The sequence below is a fragment of the Brucella rhizosphaerae genome (genome assembly GCF_002252475.1).
GTDB lineage: Bacteria > Pseudomonadota > Alphaproteobacteria > Rhizobiales > Rhizobiaceae > Brucella > Brucella rhizosphaerae.
Genome location: NZ_NNRK01000025.1, coordinates 305,104 through 326,053 on the forward strand (window position 1 = coordinate 305,104; position 20,950 = coordinate 326,053).

Consider the following 20,950-nt stretch of genomic DNA (forward strand, 5'->3'; position numbering starts at 1 on the left):
GTATAAAATTCACAATGCGGAGTGACGCACTTTGTTCGTTGCTATCAACAACATTAAAAATGCCGCTAATCGCGCTCATTTTTACTTCAATATTGGCATAATACCGTGTTGAACCGAACAAAGGTTCCTCCAATCGCAGGGGTTAAAGGCCCGAACATCAAAGGTAGTCTTAGGCAAGTCTTTAAAAACCCACCAATTTAAGTCAGGTTATGGCTGGGGCGAGGCGGTTCTGTCAAATTTTATGTTTTTGAAACGTTCTAAAAATCAACAACTTAGAATTATTCTAAATATGAGTTAAGCACCCATCTTTAAACGTTAAATAGGCTTTTACATGGGTTAAAACAGGGCAGCTTTTGCCCTGCTTTAAACTTATGCGCTATTTCGCCGCATGATGTGGAAAACACCAGGCTGCGATGGCTCAAACACCCTCGACGGCTTCGAATCCCTCGAACTGTGGCGGTCCAGCATAAAGTGGCTTGTTGTTGCCAGCGTTGCGGTGAGCATTGCGAAACTGTTCAGATTTCGTCCAGAAGGCGAAATCGTCACGCGTGCGCCAGACCGTGTGAGAAGAATAGAGCGTATAGCCTTCCTCTTCATTGGTCGCGCCACGCAACAGATTGAAGCTTTCAAAGCCCGGAAGTTCGGAGAGTTGGGAATCGCGGTTCCGCCAAACGGTCTCGAAATCGGCTTCATTACCGATGAGAACCTTGAAGCGATTCATTGCGATGAACATTGCTGATCCTTTCTTGCAAAGATGGACTGGCTACAGATATTGACTGGGACCATTGCACAGAAGCTGTGTTGTGTCCCGCTGGTTTTCCGGCGAGTGCGGTGGTAGGGCCCGCACTCGCCGCGTCGTATCTCGGGATATGAAGGCCACAACCGCGGTCAGAGATGGGTGGACTTCGTAGACACGACGATTGGTGTTCGGGAGTCCTGTGCCTCCCGAAAAGTGTTAGAACTTCTGCGTCAGCGATACTTTGAAGTAACGGCCTGCTTCTGAGTAACGCTCAGTCACGTTAGCTAAGCTGTTGACGTTCATAGCGTTGTAATAGGTCTTGTCGAATACGTTGTAGACGCCAGCCTGGAGACGTGTGCCGTTCAGTTGTTTTGGCTCCCACCACCCCGTCAAATTGACGAGACCATAGCCTGGCAAACGACGTGTTTGTGTCCCGGTTTGGGTTGAAATGGTCTGATTGACGTAGGCTGCTGCAACAACGCTGGTGTCAACGCCCCAGGTTTCGGTGTTATAACCTACACCGAACACACCCTTGAAAGGCTGTGATGATGCCAATGGAATATTGTCATCCAGGTTCATAGCCTTCGCATAAGCCAACGTACCATGCACGTTGAAGCCGTTTACGAAGTTATGGTGCGCTTTTACTTCGATACCGGCAATCCGTGCCTTGTCGAGGTTACGATACTCGGTCAGACCCAGCGGGAATTGGGTTGTACGGGTGGTCACGGTATCGATGAAATCACTGTAGCGGTTCACGAATGCGGTGATCTTGCCGCCCGAATTCTGATCGCCAAAGTTTGCGCCAACATCAATGCCGTATCCCTTTTCAGGGTTAAGGTCAGGATTGCCGATCGTGCCATACCCGGCAGACAGGTAGGTGACATAAAGCTGATCAACTTCCGGGGCTTTGTAAGTCGTTGATATCTGCGCAAAGAGCTCAAGACCTGGTGTGGCCTGCCACGAGAAGCGAAGCTTTGGCGAAATACGGCTGTCTGAATTGTTGGCATATCCGCTTATTGAATCTGGTTCATACTTGAACCAGTCAAACCGTACGCCCGGCGTGATTGCGAAAGGCGTGTCCCCGATTTCGATCCGGTCTTCAGCAAACAGGCCCAGACGATAGGAATCGACATCTGGTGTGTCCGCCTGATTGATATGCAGGAATGGGCAGACGCGCTGCAAATCAGAAGGCGTAGCGGTGCCACGGATACAAGCGTCGTCGCCGGTCATGGATTGCGTGTTCTTACCGATACTGAAATCGCCGCCAATGGTCAGCGAGTGAGACAATGTACCGGTGTCAAAGCCGAGATTTGCATAACCGCTGGTGCCATACCGCTCATCCTCTAGCTTATAGCTACGGCTGTAAGGCCCAGCTACCGACCCGCGACGCACTGTGTCTGTCTCATAAGAGCGCGTCATCCGCTGCCAGTAAACAGTTGCCCAGGCATTGTTTACCAGGCCGTCACTCTGGCTTTCATAACGATAGTCCAGCGATACGCGATCACGATCGTTCTTGCGACTTTGATTATAGTTTCGATTGTCGTAGGTCGTTCCAGCATCAGAATTCAGATTGGTATCAGAGTCATAACGATTGCGTTCAGCCGTTATGCCGATGGTGTGCCCACCTTCGAGCTCCTGGCGCAGCTTGAACATGAGATTGCTGCGATCATAATCTTTTGGATCGGCCTCGGTGCGTGCTGCGCCATATCCACCGATGTCTCCAGTGCCCTGAATTTCATGGCCGCGCTTGTACGAGCCTTGAAACAGAACAGATGTGTTCTGAATTTTTTGTGCAACAGCACCCGAACTGATGAAAGATTTGTCCGAGCCATCATAGGTGAGCTTGACGAGACCGCCAAAGGCCTTGCCGGGGGCGAGCAGATCCTCAGGTTCCAATGTCTTAAGCGCAACTGCGCCACCCATAGCCCCTGAACCAAGGCGGCTGGCATCAGCGCCATATAAGACGTCAAATGCGGAGAGAGCGGAAATGTCATATGCATCGCTTCCGCCGCCATTTACATCCGTGCGGACAGCCGCATCAAGATAAGGAATTGGAATGCCATCGATAGTCGTCAGTACGCGATCGTCCTGAAGGCCACGAATATTTACGCTGCCAGTTGTCGTATTTACGGCAAGACCTGGCTCCAGCGTGTTGCTCAAATCGGTGACAGAATCGATGTCTTTTTTGCGGATATCATCTGCAGTTGTGACATTGGCCAGTGGGGTATCAGAAACTGAGCCCCTGGTTGTCCGCGTATTCTTGATAACGATCGGCTTAAGTTCAACGCCATTATTATCGGTCGCTGCAGTTTGCTCCTGCGCGTATGCGTTTGAAGTCATCGCCAAAATTACGACGGCAAGACTTGTGCTCGCCAAGAATGACCGCTTTTGTTCCCCGTTTATTGCCCGCATTGCCTAGTTTCTCCTGAAGGACAAAGCAAAATTCTCACGCCCGTCGGAGGTGAGAAAGTTAAATTTCTCAATAGGTTACAACCTCCCCATCCCGAGGGGAGTGTCAACGCTGGCTGGAAGGGGAAACCTTCGGGCTTGCTCTGGAAAAAACAAGAATTAAACTTGACTCGTTTAATCCAGTAAGGCAGTGATTATTAAACATGACTTTAGATGTCAACTAATGATTTGGTCGACATTCGGTCAGTTAACAAGACGGCTCCATAACTGGCGCAGAGGCAGAAAAATGAACAGGCGTATTCACATCGACATGCAGGTGCGGTTGCCGCGGGAACGCGTCTCCAGCCGCATGCCCGAAATCCAGTCCCGCCTTGCAGCGGACGGACAAATCAAAGCGCGCACTTCTGAATCTCCGCTAGAGCCGCAGCTCCAGACTTATGGCAGCCGTGAACTCTTCAACGGTTCCCGCGAAGTGGCGATAGAGCATGGCGGCTCTCTCTATCGTTTGAAGATCACCCGTCAAGGCAAGCTCATCCTGAACAAATAGGCAAACAACAGATGACGACCCAGACCAAGCCCTCCCCAGAGCAGATACTCAAGGCACGGGCAGATAACCCGAAAATGCGCGAGCGTGATTTCGCTCAAAGCCTCGGGATATCAGAAGCCGACTTTATAGCGGCTTACACCGGTGCCGGTGATGACAGCTCAATCTCCGCTCGCCGCATCCGCGCTGATGTGGAAACCTTGCTCAAACACGCGCCTTCGCTCGGCGAAGTCATGGCGCTGACGCGCAATGAAAGCGCTGTGCATGAAAAGATTGGGCCTTTCGAGAAAACGATATGGGGCCCACACGCGTCTTTGACGCTCGGTAAGCAGATCGATCTTCGCATTTTCCCAAAGCATTGGGTGCACGGCTTTGCTGTGGCAAAGCTTGATGGTGAACATGTTCGCCGCAGCCTTCAGTTCTTTGATGCATCAGGCGAAGCTGTTCATAAAATTCACCTGCGTCCGGCATCTGATCTGGAAGTTTATGAGCAGCTTGTTTCCGAATTGCTTCTCGACGATCAGACCGCTGCAATTGAAACGAAGCCAGTTGCTGCAAAGGCAGCGAAAGCTGACGTTTCGACCGTTGACGGCGATGCATTCCGTGAGCGCTGGGGTTCCCTGACCGATGTGCACCAGTTTGTTGGACTATTGAAGGACTTTGGTGTCGATCGTCATCAGGCTGTGCATCTTGCCGGTCAGGACTTTGCGTGGCGTGTTGATCTTTCGGCAGTTGAAGCCATGATGAACCACGCCGTTCAGGAACAGATTCCAATCATGTGCTTTGTCGGCAGCCGTGGCTGTATTCAGATTCACACGGGACCAATTGCGGAAATCAAGATGATGGGTCCATGGCTCAACGTGCTTGATCCGACGTTCCACCTGCATCTGCGTGCGGATCACATTGCAGACGCATGGGTTGTTCGCAAGCCAACGAAGGACGGCCATGTCACGTCACTTGAGGCTTACGACGCCAATGGTGAGCTGATCATCCAGTTCTTCGGTGAACGTCATGAAGGTGAGGTCGAACTCGCTGACTGGCGCATGATTGCTGAAAACCTTCCGCGCCTGCCACAGTCGACCGCTGCTTAAGAAACGATCGGCTAACTTTTTGTTCTGATGTGCATTCCGAAATGTCATCATTTCCGGAATGCACTCGGAACCATAGTTTTTACGCATGTCTCCAGCGGGACGCCGGTTCCCAATTTTCCGAGACATGCTTTAGGGAAACAGAACATGTCAATCATTTCATCAAGCATCGGACGCTGCGCGGCTTTGGCTGTCGTGGCTGCTTCAGTTGCCTTTGGCGGAAGCGCGAAAGCCGATACAGTTGAAAAAATCGCCGATACATCGCGACTTGTTTCCGTTGGTGGTGCAGTAACGGAAATCGTTTACGCGCTTGGAGCGGGCGATAAGCTGGTTGCTCGTGACCAGACCAGCACCTATCCGGAACAGGCAAAGGAATTGGTCGACGTGGGCTATATGCGACGTTTGTCGCCAGAAGGCGTTCTCTCGATCAATCCGACTGGCATTTTATTATCGGAAGGAAGTGGACCGCCGGAAGCGCTGGAGGTTCTTAAGAAAGCTTCTGTTCCTATCGTCATGATTCCTGAGGAGCATACGGGCGAGGGAGTGATTGCCAAGATCGAAGCGGTCGGCAAGGCACTCGGGCTGGAAGACAAAGCCAAGGCGCTTGCAGCAGATGTGTCGCGCGATCTCGAAGCAGCTCAGAAAATCTCTGCAAACCAGAATCCACGTAAGCGCGTGCTGTTTATCATGTCTGCACAGGAAGGGCGTATCATGGCGTCTGGCACTGGCACGGGTGCCAACGGCATCATCACGCTGGCTGGTGGTGTGAACGCTATTGACTCTTATCCGGGTTACAAGCAGCTCACCGACGAAGCCGTTGAAAAGGCAGCACCTGATCTGATCCTCACCATGAATATTGGCAAGGACAGTGTTCAGAAAGAGGATCTTCTGAAGAACCCGGTTCTGGCCAATTCTCCAGCGGGGCGCAGCGGTAACATCGTCCAGATGGATTCGCTCTATCTGCTTGGCTTTGGTCCACGCACGGGGGCTGCCAGCCGTGAGCTATCTGAAAAGCTCTACGGCAAGCAGGCCGCAAACTAAAACGCATCCCTGCTTAGAGCGCGCTTTTATCTGATTAAATCAGGTGGGCGGCTCCAATTTTTGGTGAGCAGGCATATCGCGGAATCCCGCAATGAGGACATATCGAAATGACCAGCCAGGATCGCGTGGCAAAACCAGGGGGCTTTGCCGTGCGTGATCAAGCCGCCAGCAAGCATGCCGGAGATCGCTCCGTGCGGGCACGTCTGGCTATTGTAGTTCTTGCTATAGCCCTTTGCCTGACAGCACTTTTCAGCCTTACAGCGGGCGCTTCGGACGCTTCTGTTGTGAGTGTTATGCGTGCACTTGTTTTTGGTACTCAGGAAAGCGTTGAAGCGTTTCGGCGAGATCATTTGATCATCATGGAAATACGCTTGCCACGTATCGTCATGGGGATACTGGTTGGTGCCGCACTTGCTGTTTCGGGTGCGGTTATGCAGGGACTTTTCCGCAATCCGCTTGCTGATCCGGGTCTGGTTGGCGTGTCTGCCGGTGCCAGTCTAGGTGCCGTGTCGATGATCGTGCTAGGCGGAACGACTCTCGCGCCGCTTTATCTTCTGCTGGGCCTATATGCCCTGCCACTGGCCGCGTTTGTGGGTGGACTTGTCACCACACTTCTTCTTTACCGGGTAGCGACCAGACGTGGTCGCACATCTGTTGCAACAATGCTGCTCGCCGGTATCGCCCTTGGAGCACTTACAGGTGCTGCAACAGGCGCACTTGTTTATATCTCTGATGATCGCCAGTTGCGCGACCTGACATTCTGGGGGCTGGGTTCTCTAGCCGGCGCGACCTGGGGCAAGATCGGCACTGCTGGTCCAATCATCGCGGTTGTCCTTGTCGCAACGCCATTTTTGGCGCGTGGTCTTAATGCTTTGGCTTTAGGCGAGGCCGCAGCCGGGCACCTTGGCATCCCCGTACAGCGCATCAAGAATGTAGCAATTGTTACGGTGGCGGCAGCGACCGGCGCAACTGTGGCCATATCCGGCGGCATTGGTTTTATCGGTATCGTTGTTCCGCATATGTTGCGTCTGAGCATCGGGCCGGATCATCGCTATCTGCTACCTTCCGCAGCACTTCTGGGCGCCATTATGCTACTACTGGCAGACGCTGTAAGCCGAACGATCGTAGCACCTGCTGAGTTGCCGATTGGCATCATCACGGCTGTATGCGGCGCTCCGTTTTTCCTCTGGATATTGCTGCGTCAGCGCGGCGTTCTTGATCTGTGAGGTGCGAGAATGATTGAAACCAAAAAACTTGGCGTTTCCATCGGCAGCAATCAAATCATCGAGAACATCGATTTTGTTGCTCGTCCGGGCGAAGTGACGGCAATCGTCGGTCCCAATGGTTCCGGCAAGACCACCTTGTTGCGCGCACTTTCGGGCGATCTCCCCTATACCGGTTCAGCCTATCTGGATGGTGAGGATTTCGCCAGGATCAAGCCCTGGCGCATGGCGGCACGTCGTGCGGTATTGCCACAAGCCAGCGCTTTGTCATTTCCGTTCACCGTACGCGAGATCGTGCATATCGGACTGACCGGTGGTTTTAGCGGTGTAACCGGCCCGGAACAGGAAGCTCTTCCTGATCTTGCTTTGCAGAAAGTTGATCTGGCGGGCTTCAGCGGCAGGCTGTATCAGGAGCTTTCCGGCGGTGAGCAGCAGCGCGTGCAGTTGGCGCGTGTGTTGTGTCAGGTCTGGAAGCCTGTTGTCGACGGTAAGCCACGTTACCTGTTTTTGGACGAACCTATTTCCAGCCTCGATATCAAGCATCAGATCACCGTGATGGAAATCGCACGCGATTTCGCGGCATCTGGTGGAGGCGTGATTGCAATTCTTCACGACCTCAATCTGACAGCGATGTTTGCGGACAGCATTGCTGTAATGCACAAGGGCAGGCTCGATACTATCGGCACACCGCAACACGCTCTCACCGATGATCGGCTTGAACGCGTTTATGAATGTTCGTTGCGAGTGGGCGTTCCGCCAGCGCAAGGTGTTCCGTTCGTTCTGCCGCAATCTGCTTATGCAGCAGCACAATAAAACGCTCTTACAACAAGAAAAGGCTGAGAACTATCCGGTTCTCAGCCTTTTTGTATTAAGATTGCAGCCAAAGATCAGCTGGCAACACGTTCTGTTTCAACTTCATCGATGCCGAGCAGGGCACGAACATTCGGACGTGCCTTAATCAGATCTGCGATGCTGTACTTCATCAGAACGCCAAAGAACGCATTCAGAGCTTCGCGCAGTGCAGAATTCAAGCCGCAGCTATCAACGAGCGGGCATTCAGTGGCATCGTTCTCGAAGCATTCCGCCATGGCGAAGTTTTCTTCGGTGACGCGGACAACATCGAACAGAGAAATATTCTGCGCTTCGCGTCCCAAACGTACGCCGCCATTGCGGCCACGCACTGTTTCCACCAGCTTGTTTTCAACAAGCGGCTGCAAAATTTTAAAGAGAAAAAGCTCCGATACGCCATAAGCGCGGGCAATTTCCGGAACGCGGCTCAGTTTGCCATCATTGGCGGCACAATACATAAGCATGCGAATGGCATAATTTGTCTGACGAGTAAGACGCATCGACTATTCCTTTCAATACATCCTCAAGTGTTCCAGATTGATTTTCCAATCAGAAAACTCTGCTTTTGGTTAGGTCACAATCCCATCCGGATGCCCGGGGTTTCAGGGTTGTGTGCCAAGCGAATGCATTTGCTTCGAATCCACTTTAGAACTATTCTTAAAATATATGAAGTCTTTTATCACCTTTAAAGAGCAAAAAAAGCGCTTCAACCATCACGTCATTGCGATCAGCTATCTCGGACGATGATTGCGCTTATTGACAAACATCGATCCATTCCGCCGAAACAAGTTCGGCAATTCTCTGCGGTGTTATTCGTACTGCGCTATTTGTGGCGCCAGCGGCTGGCACCACTTCTTCAAAATTCTTAAGCGATAAATCACAATAGACGGGGAGGGCGCTCGGTAATCCGAAAGGGCAAACACCGCCAACTGGATGGCTTGTTTCGCTCAACACGCTTTCGGCATCCAGCATACGTGGCTTGGTTCCAAAGCGGTCTTTAAATTTACGATTATCAATGCGTGCGTCTCCGCGCGTAACGATCAGAATGGTTTGGTCTTTCGTCGCGAAGGAAAGCGTTTTCGCGATCTGCCCTGGCTCCACACCATGTGCTTCAGCGGCTAGGGCAACCGTCGCGGTACTGGTCGGCAATTCGATCACTTCGATTTCTGGTGCCTTGTCCGCGAAAAACGCCTTGACCGATTCCAGGCTCATGAGTTCCCTTTTCTTTATGACTATTATTCTCAAGTTTAGACTTCATTAACAATGAGAGCAAGACTTTCAGCGATTTAATAGCGGATGATAGCAAGTGGCAGATTGACGCTGCTAATTGATAGCGATAAAGAGGCGTTCAAGTCTGCTTCGTGCAGATGCGGAGGGGTGGCCGAGCGGTTTAAGGCACCGGTCTTGAAAACCGGCGTGCGGGAGACCGTACCGTGGGTTCGAATCCCACCCCCTCCGCCATTTATGCTTTCAGGCAGATACGCACTCGTTCGCTGTCGTTCAAAAACCGTTGTAAAGCCTGAGTTTGCGTGTACATTTCCTTTCAAGCACGTTCGGGCATGATTGCTAGAAGTCGGCAACAAGTTGGATACGTACCGGATATCGTAAAAACGAAAACCGGATACCGTAATCCCTATCCGTTCGCGCATTAAGATTGCGGGCGGTAGACATGCTAACTGAAATGCAAATAAAGAAAGCCAAATCGGCTGAGAAACCCTACAAACTGAGCGACTCGAAGGGCCTCTTTTTGTTGGTATCGAACTCAGGTTCGAAGCTCTGGCGCTTTCGTTATCAGCGTGACGGCAAAGAGCATCTGCTGTCGCTTGGTTCATACCCCGACCTCTCTCTTTCAGATGCGCGAGATCTACGTGATGAAAAGCGTAAGGTCGTTAAGAGCGGTGGAGATCCTAAAGCCGTAACGAATCGACCGCTATCAACTTCCAAAGGTCTTACCTTCGAAGCGCTTGCGCGTGAGTGGTTTGAGCTTCAGAGGCCAATGTGGGTGAAGCGGCACGCTGATGATGTGATTGAGAGTTTAGAAGCACGGGTCTTTCCCTCTATCGGTACAAAGCATCCAGACGACATTAGTCCGCCTGACGTGTTGAAGCTGCTCCGTGAGATCGAAAAGACAGCCGTTGAAACAGCTAAGCGCGTGAGGCAGCGTATTTCAGCAATCTTTGTTTACGGCATATCATCAAGCCAAGCATCGAACGATCCGGCCCATATTGTAAAAGGCGCACTGGCACCGTTGCGAAAAAACAAGCAACCCGCTGTCATTACTCTCAAAGATGCTCGTGATGTTCTGATCAGGGCTGAAGCGGAAACGGCTCATCCAGTTACTAAGCTGGCAATGCGCCTTCTCGCTTTGACGTCTGTAAGGCCCGGAACGCTCATTACGACGCCTTGGACGGAATTTGCTGATCTGGATAAAGAAAATCCAGTCTGGCATATTCCGGCAAGTCGGATGAAGTTAAAGTTGGAGCATAAGGGAGATGCGCGGCGCGATCATCTTGTGCCTCTGTCTAAGCAGGCAATTGAGGTGATTGAAGCGGCTAAGAAAGAATCGTGGGGAGCGACCTATGTTTTCCCAAACGTTCGTCACCGTTTTAAGCCAATGTCGGAAAACGCACTGAGTTATCTGCTGAAGCGAGCGCATTTATCTGGAAAGCATGTGCCGCATGGTTGGAGGTCAACTTTCTCAACAGTCATGAACGAAAACTACCCCAACGATCGAGCCATAATTGATCTGATGCTTGCGCATGTCCCGAAAGATAAGGTTGAGGCCGCGTACAATCGAGCGATGCATATGGGGCGGCGGCGTGAGCTGGCACAGATTTGGGCTGATATGCTGCTTGAAAAAATGGCCCCAGCAGAAGAACTCTTACTAGGGCCAAAACGATAGGTTATTAGGCGCGTGGAAGACATTGCAGCCATTCAACAATTTCATCCTCGCGCCATCTGATCTTGTTTGCTCCCAGCCGTAATGGCTTCGGAAACTTACTATCTTTCACATACTGATAAATTGTCGTTTTTCCCAGAGTTGTGAGGCGCTTAACATCATTAACATCGAGGAGCCGGGGCACTTGAATGTGGTCAAGATTTCTGTGTTGAGCGGGTGAGTGTTGGGTTTGCATGTTACTATCCGCCTTTCACGGCTACAGACTGAGATGGCAGGGTAAGGATAATTGATACGATTTTGCGAAGTGTGGTCATATCAAGCCCACGATCTGCGCGCCCAAAATGGCGGCTACACTCACACTTGCAATAAGAGAGGTTATGGCAACTTTTTGATTCAGTCGCCGATTGTGAGAAGTATAAGCTGCGGGCAGATGAGAGCCGCCGCAATCAACCTCTGTTTTGAATTTTGGCTCATCAAGCATGATTGGCCACCTGTCGAACAGATAAGCGGCGGGCAAGTGCGACAGCGCTCTCGCCAAATTTCTCTACGACGTCACGAGTGAACCCGTGGTAGGCAAGAGTGTCAGGTGAAACGCTTTCGCCAGCAAATGCCATTTCACGCATAGCGTCTGCCATCTTCGCGATGACATTTTCACGGCAGGTGGGATTGGGCTGAATATTCGTATTTTTTTTAAGACGTATCATATCAGTTCTCCATCAAAGAATGACCCAATGCCATTTCTATTGACTGAAAACGTATAGTTAAACTAAACATACCGCAATAGCAAAAAATGAACTAGTTTAGATAAACTGTACAAAACAAAATTTGTAGGCGATGGATATTGGAATCACCTTTTAGGCCATGGGTTGCGTCTGCGGCGTCCTACGATCAACCTCTGGGCTATGTAATGGACTCTTATACAAGATGTTGTTACGTCACGACCATATTAACTTTTAAGGAAATAAGTTCTTGTTCCGTTCTAATTTATCAGTCATCCTGTCTCAGGTTTAGTGCGTATCAGGGGTACATAATGCGGGTGAATATGGGGGCTGAGGACGATGGTAAGAGGCTGATTGTAGAATTGTCCTCGATCTACATAGCATGCGATGACTGCGGCCATTCGAGAAATTTAGGGGTAGATAACATTAAGAGGGCTGCTGATCTCGGAGTACAAAGTTACCGAGAGTTGTGTAGGAAATTAAGGTGCGGCGAGTGTCCACGTTCGCCGCCTCACGCCCGTAATCTTACAATCCGACCCTTTTGGCGCTGCGATGAGGTAGTTCAGACGGTCGCATGAAATACGATTTTGTGTACCGAGAAAACCTTATCAGTATCGAATTCTAAGTCTTTGCTCTCGCCTTCATCTGGATTGAACTGTTGAAGGCGAAGCACTTTACCAGACCTAGAGACGAATTTTTTGATATAACTTTCAATAGGATGTTCGTCCCCGTCTTCAAGAATTTGAGCTATAACGTCGTCTCCTGCTCGGACTGGCAGATGTGGATTTACCCACACTGTTTCGCCAGCGTAGAACCGTGGTTCCATAGAAGTGCCATATACAAGAACAGCATATGCGCCCTCGACGCCTTCCAGCATTGGCGGGCAGAATACTCTACCTATTTCGGCGCCATTTAAAATAAATCTGCCGTTTGCACCGCCTGCTGTTTGTCCAAGCAACGGTATGTATTGATCTTGAGGGAACGACTGATAGCGGGGAGGGAAGCTCGCATTAGGTTTGGGCTTAGTCGGCGCAATCTGTAGATTGTCGATCCCGCTCTCAAGCCAAGTAATATCTTTTCCTGTCGCCAAAGCTATCGCAACAAGAACGTTGTGACGGGGGCGAGTTTTGCCAGACTCCCATTGAGCTACTGCGCCACGTGTTTTTCCTGTGGCGTCAGCCAGATCCTGCTGGGTGAGGTTCGCGGCTTCACGTGCCGATAAAATTCTATCTTTTAGGTCCATATGCATAGCATAACTTTCCGATACGGGAAAATCGTCGCTAGTCTCACTTGACGTAAGTTTAGTTAAACTATACGTTTTGACCACGAATAATTTGACGTTGATAAAAAGAGCGATGATCAAACTCACGGACACTCTTCAAGAGTCTGCTAAGCTGGCTGAGATTGCCCGGCAATGCAAAATCACACGAGGCGCTGTCTCTCAATGGGATAGAGTGCCTGCTAAGCATGTGCTGACTGTTGAGGTTGTGACTGGCATTTCTCGACACGAGCTGAGGCCCGACATTTACGGGCTTGCAACAGATGCGGTCCATTCGAACTCAGCCCAATTGCCCGTCAGTTCCTCTGCGGGCGATGATGCCGGAGCGCTTATTACGCCCCCCGCCCAAAGTGGCGCTCCGGTATGTAATTCTAATTCGCAGGTGACCGAGGGCGCTTGCGAAACAGGGGCGCAGGAGTGGCCTGAAATTGCCCTGCGTCCCGCCAATAATTCTAATTCGCCTGAAGTCCTCCCATCGGGCGAAGCCATGGCGCGCTGTGAAGTCCGTCAGCGCGCCATGGCGATTAATTCGGAGGAGGTGGCTCGATGATCTGGCGAGGTTGCGATCCATGATTTCAATTTCCTAATACCGTTTTGACGGTTTGAAACTCTCAAATTTTTGACCTTCCCACCACGGGAAACGACGCTGGGTTTTCCCGGCGCGGGAAAGCTTTGTCTTGAGGACTGCGCGCTATGGCTGACAACGAACCTCGTGAATTTACAGAACGCTGGCGTATGCGGGTTCTGGCAGCTCAGACGGATCTGATCGACGCATATGGCGGCAGTCGCCGTGTGGTCGAAAAGTTCGCCATTTCAAAAAGTCAGGTCGGGCGTTGGTATGGGGGTGTTGATCGCGACACCATGCCGACGCCGGTTGTTATGGCATTGGAAGGCTATGTCGGGCGTCCGATCGTTTCGGGCATCATGGTCGAGTTTCTGGGACTAGAGGTTGGCGGTTCGGTCGTCAACAACTCGATTTCGTCCTGTCTGTCTGCCCTCAACGCTGATCTGGTCGAGCTGACCGGAAATATGATGGTCGAAACCGTGCGCGCAAAGGCTGATGGTTTTTTGTCGCCATCGGAAGCGCAGCAATTGCGCAAGATTTCACGTCAGATTGCGAAAATCCATGCCGATATTGATGGTCGCCTTGCTGCCGCTGAGGCACGCGAGGTCAACCAATGACCGCCAAGCAAGTCCTCAAATTTTTCATCGTCGATGAAACCGGCAAGCTGCAGCCACTGCGCTGGCGGCATCCGTTTTCACGTTACGGCTGCGATAGGTCGCGCCACCTGATTTCCCGCTTCCCCGATCAGTCCGATCGCATTGCGCGCCGTTCTGTCGAGGCGGGTTCACCTCTCACCAAAAAGCAAACACCCACTGTCTTAGGAGGACTTTAATGAGCCGGGTTATGCGTTCGTTCCGGGAAATGCTTGGACTGCTTTCGCGTGGTGATTTCACGCGCAAGCTTGATGAAGAAATGGCGCTTGCAATCGAGGCATTGGAAAACATGCCCGGTGACAAGGGCAAGGCCACGATGACCGTGACCATCGATTTTAACTATGAGCTGGGTCGCATTGACATTGATCCAAAGGTCAAAGTCAAGCTGCCCGATACTGCCAAGTTTATGAAAACACCGTTCTGGTCTTTGGACGGTGCCTTGAGCATCGAGCATCCAAGCCAAGTTGACATGTTCCTTCGTGACGCCGGGCCAACGTCAAGCGCCGCCGCCGAAGGCTGATCTTTTTTAACCGGAGAGTAAAACCATGGAAGATACGAAATCCATTGTCGGCCTCAATGCCGCAATTCTCACACTAACCGGGCTGGCCAATAAGGCCAGTGATCCGGAAATCATCAGCGTTTCCACGAAAGGCTTAGCCAAAGGGCTGGCCGACGAAGTGCCGCTGGCGTTTGATCGCAATAATCAAAAGTTTGCCTCGGTCAAAAACCTTCTCGAAGAGCATCGCAATGCGCCAGAACGCCGACGCGGTACTGCGCATACCGATGTTCTGGCAAGCTTCATTGATCTCACGAACCGTCACAAGGATGATGGCTCGGTTATCTTCGGCAAGGCCAGTTGGCCAAGCCCGAAACTCACCTCGATCATTGATTATCACGATCTCGATAATGAGCCGCGCTTTGGTGAGCATCGCGTTGAATACGCATTTCCGGTCACAGAAGAGTTCACCGCATGGGTGAAGAACAACGCGCAGCCGATGGAACAGGCAGAATTTTCGCTATTCCTTGAAGAGCATTCCGTTGAATTGTGCGCACCGACCGATGGCGAACGGACTGAGTGCGAACGCCTGTTCAACGAAAAGATGGCCACACCTTCCGAGCTGGTCATGCTCGCCCGTCATCTGGAAGTATTTGTCAGCGCAACAGTGAAGCAAGGCACGCGGTTGCAGACCGGCGAACGTACAGTCGAATTTAAGGAAGAGCATCAGAATGCCAAGGGTGAGCCGGTCGTTATTCCGGGCATCTTTATGATTTCTGTGCCAGCCTTCGTTGATGGTGACAAGGTTCGTATTCCGGCGCGCCTGCGGTATCGCATTAAGTGCGGCGATATTGTCTGGTTCTATCAGCTTTATCGTTGGGAGAACGTGCTGCGTGAGCAGGTCCAGCGCGATCTTGCAGAAGCCGCTGCAAAAACCGGCCTTCCATTCTTCGAAGGCTCGGCAGAACGCTGATGTTTTACGCTTCCTCACGCCGCACAGAAAGCAATCCGATAACTGCCGCAGCTATCCGCGCGCAGCGCTTGCGCGAGGAAGCACGCAAAGCTCCGGTTGTGCCAAAGCTGGCACCACCGGTTGAGGTCGCACCAGTCGTTATCGCTGAAGCACCGACCCCAACGAAAACTCCTCGTAAGAAGGTGAGCAATGCCATCGCCGATGACGTGATCCTTCGTCGAGTGAACCACAAGTGGGTTGGATTTTTTGGTGAGGTGGCCAAAGCGGGTGCATTACCAGTTGCTGATCTATATCGCCCCGATCTCGTAACCATTGTTCGCCGCATATGTCGCGCCTTTTCCATATCGCCCCGCGATGTCCTTTCAAAATCGCGTCGTGTTGATCTCATTTTGCCTCGTCAGGCGATCTATTACTGGGCGCTTCGTTTGACCCCACTTAGCAGTGTCGAAATCGGCGTGAGGCTTGGCGGACGCGACCATTCAACAATTATTTATGGCGTCCGTAACTATCGCAAAAAGCGCCAGCAGAGCGGTCGCTTCCTTCGCACAGTGCGGCGCGCACGATGAATGATCGTCTATCGCCACGCGAAACTATTTTGATCATCATCATCGCTGTTTTGGCTGAAACGCCAGTCGCAGCTTTCCTCGTTTACATCATCTGGTTCGCAGGAGAGCGCTGACATGCGTGAGTACGATCCGGCTGACGATTCCAAAAAATGCTATGACCTTGCTGTCCAAGTGAAGCGCGAGCGTGGCGATACGCATTGGCCGCAACGCGATCCGTATGCGCGCAAGGTCGTCATCGGCAATTGCACGCTCTATCTCGGCGATTGCAATGCCATTATTCCCACGCTCGGAATGATCGACGCGCTTGTGTCTGACCCGCCCTATGAGTTCGAAACTTCAGGCGGCGGCAAGTTTCGCTCGAAGCGCCCAAACATGGATCAAATTGCGGCAGTCGGTCTTGATCAAGGCTTTGATCATAGAGTTTTTACCAGCGAGCAATTCGGCTCCGTGGTGTTCTTCGCGCACAATGATCAGTGGGCCGATCTACTGCCGTATCTCGCATCGCAGTATGATCGTTATGCAATCATCCCATGGATGAAGCCGAATGCCATGCCGGTGGCGAATAAGCACTATCGGCCTGACATCGAAATTTACGTTCATGCCTGGAATAGCGGCTTTCATCCGGTTGGTGATCTCCAGCAGAAAAAGCGCTTCATCATCGCCAAGAATGGCCAAGACAGCGATGTCGCGCATCCAACGGTTAAGCCGCAGGCCGTCATGTCGAAGATCATCTGCAACGTTGCAGGGCAGGTGGTGCTTGACCCGTTTATGGGCAGCGGCTCGACAGGCGTTGCCTGCGTAACCGCTGGCCGCTCGTTCATCGGCATCGAACGTCACAAGCCTTATTTTGAGATCGCGTGTGAGCGGATCCGCAAGGCCCATGCCCAGTTTGACATGCTCGTTGTCGCTCCATCTTTACCAGAGCGTCCAAAACAGGAGGGCTTTCTGTGATCGCAAGCCCAACCCTTGTCGGCGGAATGAACGATAATATTCTGCCAATCCTACAGGCCATGATCAGCGGTGTAACTGATGCTGACCGCGCGTTGGTACTGCTGGTATGTCCTATTCGCATCATGATCCAGTATCAGCCATTCTTGGAGCGTTCATGCTCTGAGTATGGCTTTGAGGCTGGCTGCGAGTATCTAACGTGCTTTTACGCTGCCATGAACCAGACGCGCCGCAATGGTGAGCTGGTCAATCTGGCGCTCGATCAAGCACGCCAAACGCTTCTTCTTCTTACACAAAATGATGGGGGTGACGCATGAGCAATATGCTTATTCGCCAGTCTGTCAGCGTGCGCGATGCAACCAGATCCACTGGTCGGCGCATCATGCAGGGATATGTCAGCAATGGACTGGCTATCGTTGAGCATGAAATCGTTGACGAACTGAAAACTGATCAAGCGATAGCGCGCTGGATTGATGGTGGCCGCAGGGGCGAGCGTCCCGGCGAACAAGTCACGGCTGGCTTAATCCTCGTCCATGAAAACAGCGGCTATGTTCTGACGCCGGTAGGCTGGCTTTTACCAAGCCGCAATGCGGCGGCAACCTGCATCCGCCGTCTTGTGAATAGATTTGGCAATCTGTTTGAGGGCGGCGTTAATAGCATCCAGTCGCTTTCCAGTGCGGTTTGTCAGGCGCAGCGTGACGCGGGCGCGATTACCGGCAGACATCACCAACTACGCCAGATGGATGCCTTGTTTGACGAAGCCGAATATCAGCGCAAGCTGGCCGAATTGCGCACCATTAAGCAGCCGGTACACCATGGCGCGTCTCCTTATCAGGAGGCCGCGGAATGAAGGAAGAGGCAACAATCCGCCGTGGCGCTCGAAACGCGCGTTATGCGGCGATTCCAAATCATGTGTTCGAAGAAGTGCGTCTCTCGATGGAGGCTCGCTGGCTTCTTGGCTATCTGTTGTCAAAGCCGGACAATTGGACCGTTGTGCTGCGCGACATCATCAATAAGGGCAATTGCGGTCGTGACAAGGCGCGTCGAATGGTTGCTGAGCTCGTCGAGCTTGGCTATGCGCAAAAAGAGCAGGCGAGGGACGGCGGACGTTTTAGCGCCTTGTCACTTGTCATCTATGATGAGCCGTTTGCAATCGAAGTGACTGAAAGTGTTGCATCTTTACCGCAGACTGAAAAACCGTCGACGGTAAATCCGTCAACGGAAAAACCGGCGACGGTAAATCACCCCCTAGTAATAACTGATAATCTAGAAAATACTGATAATAGATCTGAGAGAGGCGCAAGCGCGAACGATTTTGAAGATCGGAAGAAAATAGAACTGGCTTACTGGAAGCTCGTTCGAAGCTGGCCGAACCTTAAAGGCACTCCGCAGTCCAAGTGGTTTGATAGTTGGCTGGCGCTATCCGCTGAAGAACGCATTGCAGCTGCTGAGAAGCGCGATGGGTGGGTGGAGTTACTCCGTTCGAATGGTCGCGATCATATCCATGTTCCCGGCACTTACTTCGAAAACAAGCTTTGGGAACAGGTGCCTGATGCATCTGTATCTGCAAGTGCTGCTCCAACTCGCCTTGAAGCTAAGCCGTTCGGCAAACTCTTCGGTATCGAGGTCTATCGTAATTTCTTGACCGCATCGCCGGGCATGATCTCCACGCCTACGGCTTTCGAGCGTGCACAGATCGAGCGTGGTGAGAGAACCGAAGGCGAAATCTATCGCGAAAAGCTTGTGAAACAAGGCTGGACCGCTGTTGAGGGCATGTTTGAACGTGCTGTGACGGGTCGTTCAGCCGTTGTGTCTGCTCGCTTTGATCCACTACGCGAGCGGATGGAATCCGTTAGCGTCGGCAGTGAGCGTTGGTTTGCATGGAAGGCATACCACGAAGAGCATGGCTGGCGTTGGTATCCATCCCCTGACTGGCTGAAATGGGTTTGTTTCCCATCAGGTGGCCCAGATGGAATGAAGGACTTTGAAACAGCTTTGAGGGGAATTGGTGATGATGATGGCAGATAAGCGTCTCACTGAGCAGGCAGAAGAAATTGACCTCACACGTTGCTATGCAAAGCTGGATCGCTTCATGGATCAGCGCAAGCGCAGACGAGCTGCGATTCAAAAGGCCGCTATTCGTACCAATAGTGATTCGCCGTGGTTGGTGCTTCGAGTGATGACTGGACGTGAGCTTTCCGTAAAAGCTGCACTTGAAGCTGTGAATATCGAAGTTTTATCACCAATGAAAATGGGGCCAAAAATCAGGCGTCAAGGGCGTGAAATTGCTCCTAAACAGCAACCCGTTATGATCGGATATGTGCTGGTGCGAGTGGTAATGAATGACGATAATTATGCAACTTTATTAGGTTTCGAGCATGTGGTTTCTATCCTCGGAGGATATGAAAAGCCATATGTCGTCAAGGCAACAAAGATTAATGAATTCAATAATAAAGCCGAAAAAGGTGAGTTTGATCATGAAGTACCGCACGCTGTGTTCGCGGGCGTGAGACGAGTACGGATCCGCGAGGGTGTATTCACAGGTGTCGAGGGTGAACTGGTGTCTGGTGGTGGCAAGGGAAAAGGGATTGCTGTCGTGGAAATCAAGATCTTTGGGCAGCCGACTCCTATGATTATGCCTCTTGCTTTTCTATCGCCGCTATGACTCAAATCGGCTTCTGGATGATCCGGTTTAGATAGTGATCCTCAATACACGGTAGCACGTGGGGAGCGAAGCTCCTGAGGTGCCCACGCTCGGACCCCGCCCTGACAGTCTCAATCACGAGACACCGATTCAGGTGCAGAGCGTAAGCTATGTCTGGAATTCACCATACAATTTGAGCGCCCTTTGAGGCGCTCTTTTATTAGATGCTTTCTGCGTGATGTATTATACGCGCAATCTCGCTCGGGTTTTCAATGCCGCTATCATAGATACCGTAAACACGCTTCGCGAGCGTTTGAGCTTCGCGTTCCGTTAGAGATGATCTGCCGAGCACATTGCAGGTTTCACGATATGCCCTTTGTAGAGCTCTGAGCTGATCGGGATTGTAGGTGCCAACAAAGGAATGTGCACGGAAAGGCATTCATTTCTCACGTCATCTCGGCATAAGCTTGCTGATGTCTATACAGCGCTCTGCAATTGTTTCGGGATCTCGCTCTCCATCTTCAAACAAACGAATGATAATGCGAGCGAAATCCTCTAACTCTTCATCTGTGACCGAAGAATGACCAACTTGTGTGACACAGCTATCATATGCTGCCCGCATGATTTGGACTTCAGATGGTGAATAGGCACCTCGAATACCTGCTGAACGAAATGGCATGTTGCTAACTCCCCCTTTATCCAGGCTCAATTGAACGCCTGTCATCGAGGATTTGCAACATGAAATGCCATAACATTCAGTTTTGAGTTAATCCAACATGTCGACACCAGACCAGTTATCGACTGCTAGTTAGAGGCAGTTCGCTTCTGCCAGTATCGGTTGCGCAAGCGTGGGGCGAGAAACCACGAAATACCCGGACTGAGCACAATGCTTGCGATGACTGCGACAGGCAACCAGAACTTTGCATCCGCATTAAGCGATGGGATGGTAAGCACCGTGATTGCGCCTATACCAAAAATAACGGCGTTGACCATGAGGCTGAGTAGCGCTGCAATCTGAAATCTTACCGACATGATGATGTCCTCCTGCAAATCTAACGTCAGACAATCAATCAAGTTCCCATCTGATCGAGTTTCACTTCTTGTGTGATGAGTTCAGGCAAACGCTGTTGAGGGTGCCTATGGCTTCCAAGCCCAGATCCTTCAGGCCTGCACATCTTGGCACTGTCAAACAAGCACAGGCTGATTATGAGGTGAGGCGAGGTAGCGCTCGCGATCGGGGTTACACCTCACGATGGGACAAAGCCGCTACAACCTTCAAGCGCGATAACCCGCTCTGCATTGGATGCGAGGCTGT

Annotated in this window: 27 protein-coding genes and 1 tRNA gene; 18 read left to right on the forward strand and 10 right to left on the reverse strand. The window is 51.6% G+C overall.

Annotation, left to right across the window (positions count from 1 at the left end):
- Positions 1 to 418: 418 nt before the first annotated feature.
- On the reverse strand, positions 419 to 733 hold the full coding sequence (locus CEV32_RS09115; protein WP_094576405.1) for an antibiotic biosynthesis monooxygenase family protein: 315 nt from the start codon (positions 731 to 733) through the stop codon (positions 419 to 421).
- A 222-nt stretch (positions 734 to 955) separates the two neighbouring features.
- Positions 956 to 3,115, reverse strand: coding sequence for a TonB-dependent hemoglobin/transferrin/lactoferrin family receptor (locus CEV32_RS09120; protein WP_167382775.1), 2,160 nt, complete (start codon positions 3,113 to 3,115; stop codon positions 956 to 958).
- Positions 3,116 to 3,434: 319 nt separating this feature from the next.
- Here CEV32_RS09120 and hemP point away from each other — a divergent pair, with 319 nt between their 5' ends.
- From hemP to CEV32_RS09145, 5 genes are all read left to right on the forward strand, one after another.
- Positions 3,435 to 3,695: a hemin uptake protein HemP gene (gene hemP / locus CEV32_RS09125; RefSeq protein WP_024900274.1), complete on the forward strand. Its 261-nt coding sequence runs from the start codon at positions 3,435 to 3,437 to the stop codon at positions 3,693 to 3,695.
- An 11-nt stretch (positions 3,696 to 3,706) separates the two neighbouring features.
- Complete coding sequence (locus CEV32_RS09130) at positions 3,707 to 4,783, forward strand: hemin-degrading factor (RefSeq protein ID WP_094576409.1); 1,077 nt, start codon at positions 3,707 to 3,709, stop codon at positions 4,781 to 4,783.
- 144 nt (positions 4,784 to 4,927) lie between these two features.
- The gene (locus CEV32_RS09135) at positions 4,928 to 5,821 is read left to right on the forward strand and encodes a heme/hemin ABC transporter substrate-binding protein (RefSeq protein ID WP_094576411.1); all 894 of its coding nucleotides are present in this window, start codon (positions 4,928 to 4,930) and stop codon (positions 5,819 to 5,821) included.
- 107 nt (positions 5,822 to 5,928) lie between these two features.
- A complete protein-coding gene (locus tag CEV32_RS09140; RefSeq protein ID WP_094576413.1) occupies positions 5,929 to 7,047 on the forward strand; it encodes a FecCD family ABC transporter permease in 1,119 nt (372 codons plus the stop codon).
- 9 nt (positions 7,048 to 7,056) lie between these two features.
- The gene (locus CEV32_RS09145; protein ID WP_094576415.1) at positions 7,057 to 7,857 is read left to right on the forward strand and encodes a heme ABC transporter ATP-binding protein; all 801 of its coding nucleotides are present in this window, start codon (positions 7,057 to 7,059) and stop codon (positions 7,855 to 7,857) included.
- 74 nt (positions 7,858 to 7,931) lie between these two features.
- On the opposite strand, the gene rirA is transcribed toward CEV32_RS09145, so the two are convergent.
- Positions 7,932 to 8,393: an iron-responsive transcriptional regulator RirA gene (rirA, locus tag CEV32_RS09150; RefSeq protein ID WP_094576417.1), complete on the reverse strand. Its 462-nt coding sequence runs from the start codon at positions 8,391 to 8,393 to the stop codon at positions 7,932 to 7,934.
- A 253-nt stretch (positions 8,394 to 8,646) separates the two neighbouring features.
- Positions 8,647 to 9,105: a YbaK/EbsC family protein gene (locus CEV32_RS09155; RefSeq protein WP_094576419.1), complete on the reverse strand. Its 459-nt coding sequence runs from the start codon at positions 9,103 to 9,105 to the stop codon at positions 8,647 to 8,649.
- 159 nt (positions 9,106 to 9,264) lie between these two features.
- Here CEV32_RS09155 and CEV32_RS09160 point away from each other — a divergent pair.
- Positions 9,265 to 9,354 (forward strand) — tRNA-Ser (locus CEV32_RS09160).
- 208 nt (positions 9,355 to 9,562) lie between these two features.
- The gene (locus tag CEV32_RS09165) at positions 9,563 to 10,795 is read left to right on the forward strand and encodes a tyrosine-type recombinase/integrase (protein ID WP_094576421.1); all 1,233 of its coding nucleotides are present in this window, start codon (positions 9,563 to 9,565) and stop codon (positions 10,793 to 10,795) included.
- 4 nt (positions 10,796 to 10,799) lie between these two features.
- Here CEV32_RS09165 and CEV32_RS24095 read toward each other — a convergent pair whose 3' ends face one another.
- The 4 genes from CEV32_RS24095 to CEV32_RS09185 form a co-directional block, all read right to left on the reverse strand.
- Complete coding sequence (locus tag CEV32_RS24095; protein WP_094576423.1) at positions 10,800 to 11,027, reverse strand: helix-turn-helix transcriptional regulator; 228 nt, start codon at positions 11,025 to 11,027, stop codon at positions 10,800 to 10,802.
- A 75-nt stretch (positions 11,028 to 11,102) separates the two neighbouring features.
- Positions 11,103 to 11,273 carry a hypothetical protein gene (locus CEV32_RS23665; protein WP_167382776.1) on the reverse strand — a complete coding sequence of 57 codons (171 nt, stop codon included), beginning with the start codon at positions 11,271 to 11,273 and terminating at the stop codon, positions 11,103 to 11,105.
- The gene (locus tag CEV32_RS09175) at positions 11,266 to 11,496 is read right to left on the reverse strand and encodes a hypothetical protein (protein WP_094576425.1); all 231 of its coding nucleotides are present in this window, start codon (positions 11,494 to 11,496) and stop codon (positions 11,266 to 11,268) included. Before CEV32_RS09175 ends, CEV32_RS23665 begins: the two co-directional genes overlap by 8 nt.
- A 577-nt stretch (positions 11,497 to 12,073) precedes the next feature.
- A complete protein-coding gene (locus CEV32_RS09185) occupies positions 12,074 to 12,880 on the reverse strand; it encodes a S24 family peptidase (RefSeq protein WP_143128811.1) in 807 nt (268 codons plus the stop codon).
- Between CEV32_RS09185 and CEV32_RS09190 the strand changes: the two genes are divergently transcribed.
- The 11 genes from CEV32_RS09190 (at position 12,867) to nusG (ending at position 19,656) form a co-directional block, all read left to right on the forward strand.
- Positions 12,867 to 13,340 (forward strand): transcriptional regulator, encoded by a 474-nt coding sequence (locus CEV32_RS09190; protein WP_094576429.1) that lies wholly within the window; start codon positions 12,867 to 12,869, stop codon positions 13,338 to 13,340. The two genes, CEV32_RS09185 and CEV32_RS09190, sit on opposite strands and share 14 nt — an antisense overlap.
- Before the next feature lie 143 nt (positions 13,341 to 13,483).
- On the forward strand, positions 13,484 to 13,972 hold the full coding sequence (locus tag CEV32_RS09195; RefSeq protein ID WP_094576431.1) for a hypothetical protein: 489 nt from the start codon (positions 13,484 to 13,486) through the stop codon (positions 13,970 to 13,972).
- On the forward strand, positions 13,969 to 14,187 hold the full coding sequence (locus CEV32_RS09200) for a hypothetical protein (RefSeq protein WP_094576433.1): 219 nt from the start codon (positions 13,969 to 13,971) through the stop codon (positions 14,185 to 14,187). Before CEV32_RS09195 ends, CEV32_RS09200 begins: the two co-directional genes overlap by 4 nt.
- Positions 14,187 to 14,528 (forward strand): hypothetical protein, encoded by a 342-nt coding sequence (locus CEV32_RS09205; protein ID WP_094576435.1) that lies wholly within the window; start codon positions 14,187 to 14,189, stop codon positions 14,526 to 14,528. Before CEV32_RS09200 ends, CEV32_RS09205 begins: the two co-directional genes overlap by 1 nt.
- A 25-nt stretch (positions 14,529 to 14,553) precedes the next feature.
- The gene (locus CEV32_RS09210; protein ID WP_094576437.1) at positions 14,554 to 15,477 is read left to right on the forward strand and encodes a DUF2303 family protein; all 924 of its coding nucleotides are present in this window, start codon (positions 14,554 to 14,556) and stop codon (positions 15,475 to 15,477) included.
- Entirely contained in the window at positions 15,477 to 16,043 is a 567-nt protein-coding gene (locus CEV32_RS09215) for a helix-turn-helix domain-containing protein (protein ID WP_094576439.1), read from the forward strand. Before CEV32_RS09210 ends, CEV32_RS09215 begins: the two co-directional genes overlap by 1 nt.
- A gap of 114 nt (positions 16,044 to 16,157) precedes the next feature.
- Positions 16,158 to 16,994, forward strand: a complete 837-nt coding sequence (locus CEV32_RS09220) for a DNA-methyltransferase (RefSeq protein WP_094576441.1) — start codon at positions 16,158 to 16,160, stop codon at positions 16,992 to 16,994.
- Complete coding sequence (locus CEV32_RS09225; protein WP_094576443.1) at positions 16,991 to 17,308, forward strand: hypothetical protein; 318 nt, start codon at positions 16,991 to 16,993, stop codon at positions 17,306 to 17,308. The genes CEV32_RS09220 and CEV32_RS09225 overlap by 4 nt, the downstream gene beginning before the upstream one ends.
- Positions 17,305 to 17,841: a hypothetical protein gene (locus CEV32_RS09230; protein ID WP_094576445.1), complete on the forward strand. Its 537-nt coding sequence runs from the start codon at positions 17,305 to 17,307 to the stop codon at positions 17,839 to 17,841. The genes CEV32_RS09225 and CEV32_RS09230 overlap by 4 nt, the downstream gene beginning before the upstream one ends.
- Positions 17,838 to 19,019 (forward strand): helix-turn-helix domain-containing protein, encoded by a 1,182-nt coding sequence (locus tag CEV32_RS09235; protein ID WP_094576447.1) that lies wholly within the window; start codon positions 17,838 to 17,840, stop codon positions 19,017 to 19,019. Before CEV32_RS09230 ends, CEV32_RS09235 begins: the two co-directional genes overlap by 4 nt.
- The gene (gene nusG / locus CEV32_RS09240; protein WP_094576449.1) at positions 19,003 to 19,656 is read left to right on the forward strand and encodes a transcription termination/antitermination protein NusG; all 654 of its coding nucleotides are present in this window, start codon (positions 19,003 to 19,005) and stop codon (positions 19,654 to 19,656) included. Before CEV32_RS09235 ends, nusG begins: the two co-directional genes overlap by 17 nt.
- Positions 19,657 to 20,086: 430 nt before the next feature.
- Here the strand turns inward: nusG and CEV32_RS09250 are convergent, their stop codons facing one another.
- On the reverse strand, positions 20,087 to 20,359 hold the full coding sequence (locus CEV32_RS09250; RefSeq protein ID WP_167382777.1) for a hypothetical protein: 273 nt from the start codon (positions 20,357 to 20,359) through the stop codon (positions 20,087 to 20,089).
- A gap of 80 nt (positions 20,360 to 20,439) precedes the next feature.
- Entirely contained in the window at positions 20,440 to 20,667 is a 228-nt protein-coding gene (locus tag CEV32_RS09255; protein ID WP_094576455.1) for a hypothetical protein, read from the reverse strand.
- Positions 20,668 to 20,950: the final 283 nt, after the last annotated feature.

What these genes read in the sequence shown, in the direction of transcription:
- CEV32_RS09115 (WP_094576405.1), bottom strand. Translation starts at nt 733, where the DNA reads ATGTTCATCGCAATGAATCGCTTCAAGGTTCTCATCGGTAATGAAGCC.
- hemP (WP_024900274.1), top strand. Translation starts at nt 3,435, where the DNA reads ATGAACAGGCGTATTCACATCGACATGCAGGTGCGGTTGCCGCGGGAA.
- CEV32_RS09130 (WP_094576409.1), top strand. Translation starts at nt 3,707, where the DNA reads ATGACGACCCAGACCAAGCCCTCCCCAGAGCAGATACTCAAGGCACGG.
- CEV32_RS09135 (WP_094576411.1), top strand. Translation starts at nt 4,928, where the DNA reads ATGTCAATCATTTCATCAAGCATCGGACGCTGCGCGGCTTTGGCTGTC.
- CEV32_RS09140 (WP_094576413.1), top strand. Translation starts at nt 5,929, where the DNA reads ATGACCAGCCAGGATCGCGTGGCAAAACCAGGGGGCTTTGCCGTGCGT.
- CEV32_RS09145 (WP_094576415.1), top strand. Translation starts at nt 7,057, where the DNA reads ATGATTGAAACCAAAAAACTTGGCGTTTCCATCGGCAGCAATCAAATC.
- rirA (WP_094576417.1), bottom strand. Translation starts at nt 8,393, where the DNA reads ATGCGTCTTACTCGTCAGACAAATTATGCCATTCGCATGCTTATGTAT.
- CEV32_RS09155 (WP_094576419.1), bottom strand. Translation starts at nt 9,105, where the DNA reads ATGAGCCTGGAATCGGTCAAGGCGTTTTTCGCGGACAAGGCACCAGAA.
- CEV32_RS09165 (WP_094576421.1), top strand. Translation starts at nt 9,563, where the DNA reads ATGCTAACTGAAATGCAAATAAAGAAAGCCAAATCGGCTGAGAAACCC.
- CEV32_RS24095 (WP_094576423.1), bottom strand. Translation starts at nt 11,027, where the DNA reads ATGCAAACCCAACACTCACCCGCTCAACACAGAAATCTTGACCACATT.
- CEV32_RS23665 (WP_167382776.1), bottom strand. Translation starts at nt 11,273, where the DNA reads ATGCTTGATGAGCCAAAATTCAAAACAGAGGTTGATTGCGGCGGCTCT.
- CEV32_RS09175 (WP_094576425.1), bottom strand. Translation starts at nt 11,496, where the DNA reads ATGATACGTCTTAAAAAAAATACGAATATTCAGCCCAATCCCACCTGC.
- CEV32_RS09190 (WP_094576429.1), top strand. Translation starts at nt 12,867, where the DNA reads ATGATCAAACTCACGGACACTCTTCAAGAGTCTGCTAAGCTGGCTGAG.
- CEV32_RS09195 (WP_094576431.1), top strand. Translation starts at nt 13,484, where the DNA reads ATGGCTGACAACGAACCTCGTGAATTTACAGAACGCTGGCGTATGCGG.
- CEV32_RS09200 (WP_094576433.1), top strand. Translation starts at nt 13,969, where the DNA reads ATGACCGCCAAGCAAGTCCTCAAATTTTTCATCGTCGATGAAACCGGC.
- CEV32_RS09205 (WP_094576435.1), top strand. Translation starts at nt 14,187, where the DNA reads ATGAGCCGGGTTATGCGTTCGTTCCGGGAAATGCTTGGACTGCTTTCG.
- CEV32_RS09210 (WP_094576437.1), top strand. Translation starts at nt 14,554, where the DNA reads ATGGAAGATACGAAATCCATTGTCGGCCTCAATGCCGCAATTCTCACA.
- CEV32_RS09215 (WP_094576439.1), top strand. Translation starts at nt 15,477, where the DNA reads ATGTTTTACGCTTCCTCACGCCGCACAGAAAGCAATCCGATAACTGCC.
- CEV32_RS09220 (WP_094576441.1), top strand. Translation starts at nt 16,158, where the DNA reads ATGCGTGAGTACGATCCGGCTGACGATTCCAAAAAATGCTATGACCTT.
- CEV32_RS09230 (WP_094576445.1), top strand. Translation starts at nt 17,305, where the DNA reads ATGAGCAATATGCTTATTCGCCAGTCTGTCAGCGTGCGCGATGCAACC.
- CEV32_RS09235 (WP_094576447.1), top strand. Translation starts at nt 17,838, where the DNA reads ATGAAGGAAGAGGCAACAATCCGCCGTGGCGCTCGAAACGCGCGTTAT.
- nusG (WP_094576449.1), top strand. Translation starts at nt 19,003, where the DNA reads ATGATGATGGCAGATAAGCGTCTCACTGAGCAGGCAGAAGAAATTGAC.
- CEV32_RS09250 (WP_167382777.1), bottom strand. Translation starts at nt 20,359, where the DNA reads ATGACAGGCGTTCAATTGAGCCTGGATAAAGGGGGAGTTAGCAACATG.
- CEV32_RS09255 (WP_094576455.1), bottom strand. Translation starts at nt 20,667, where the DNA reads ATGTCGGTAAGATTTCAGATTGCAGCGCTACTCAGCCTCATGGTCAAC.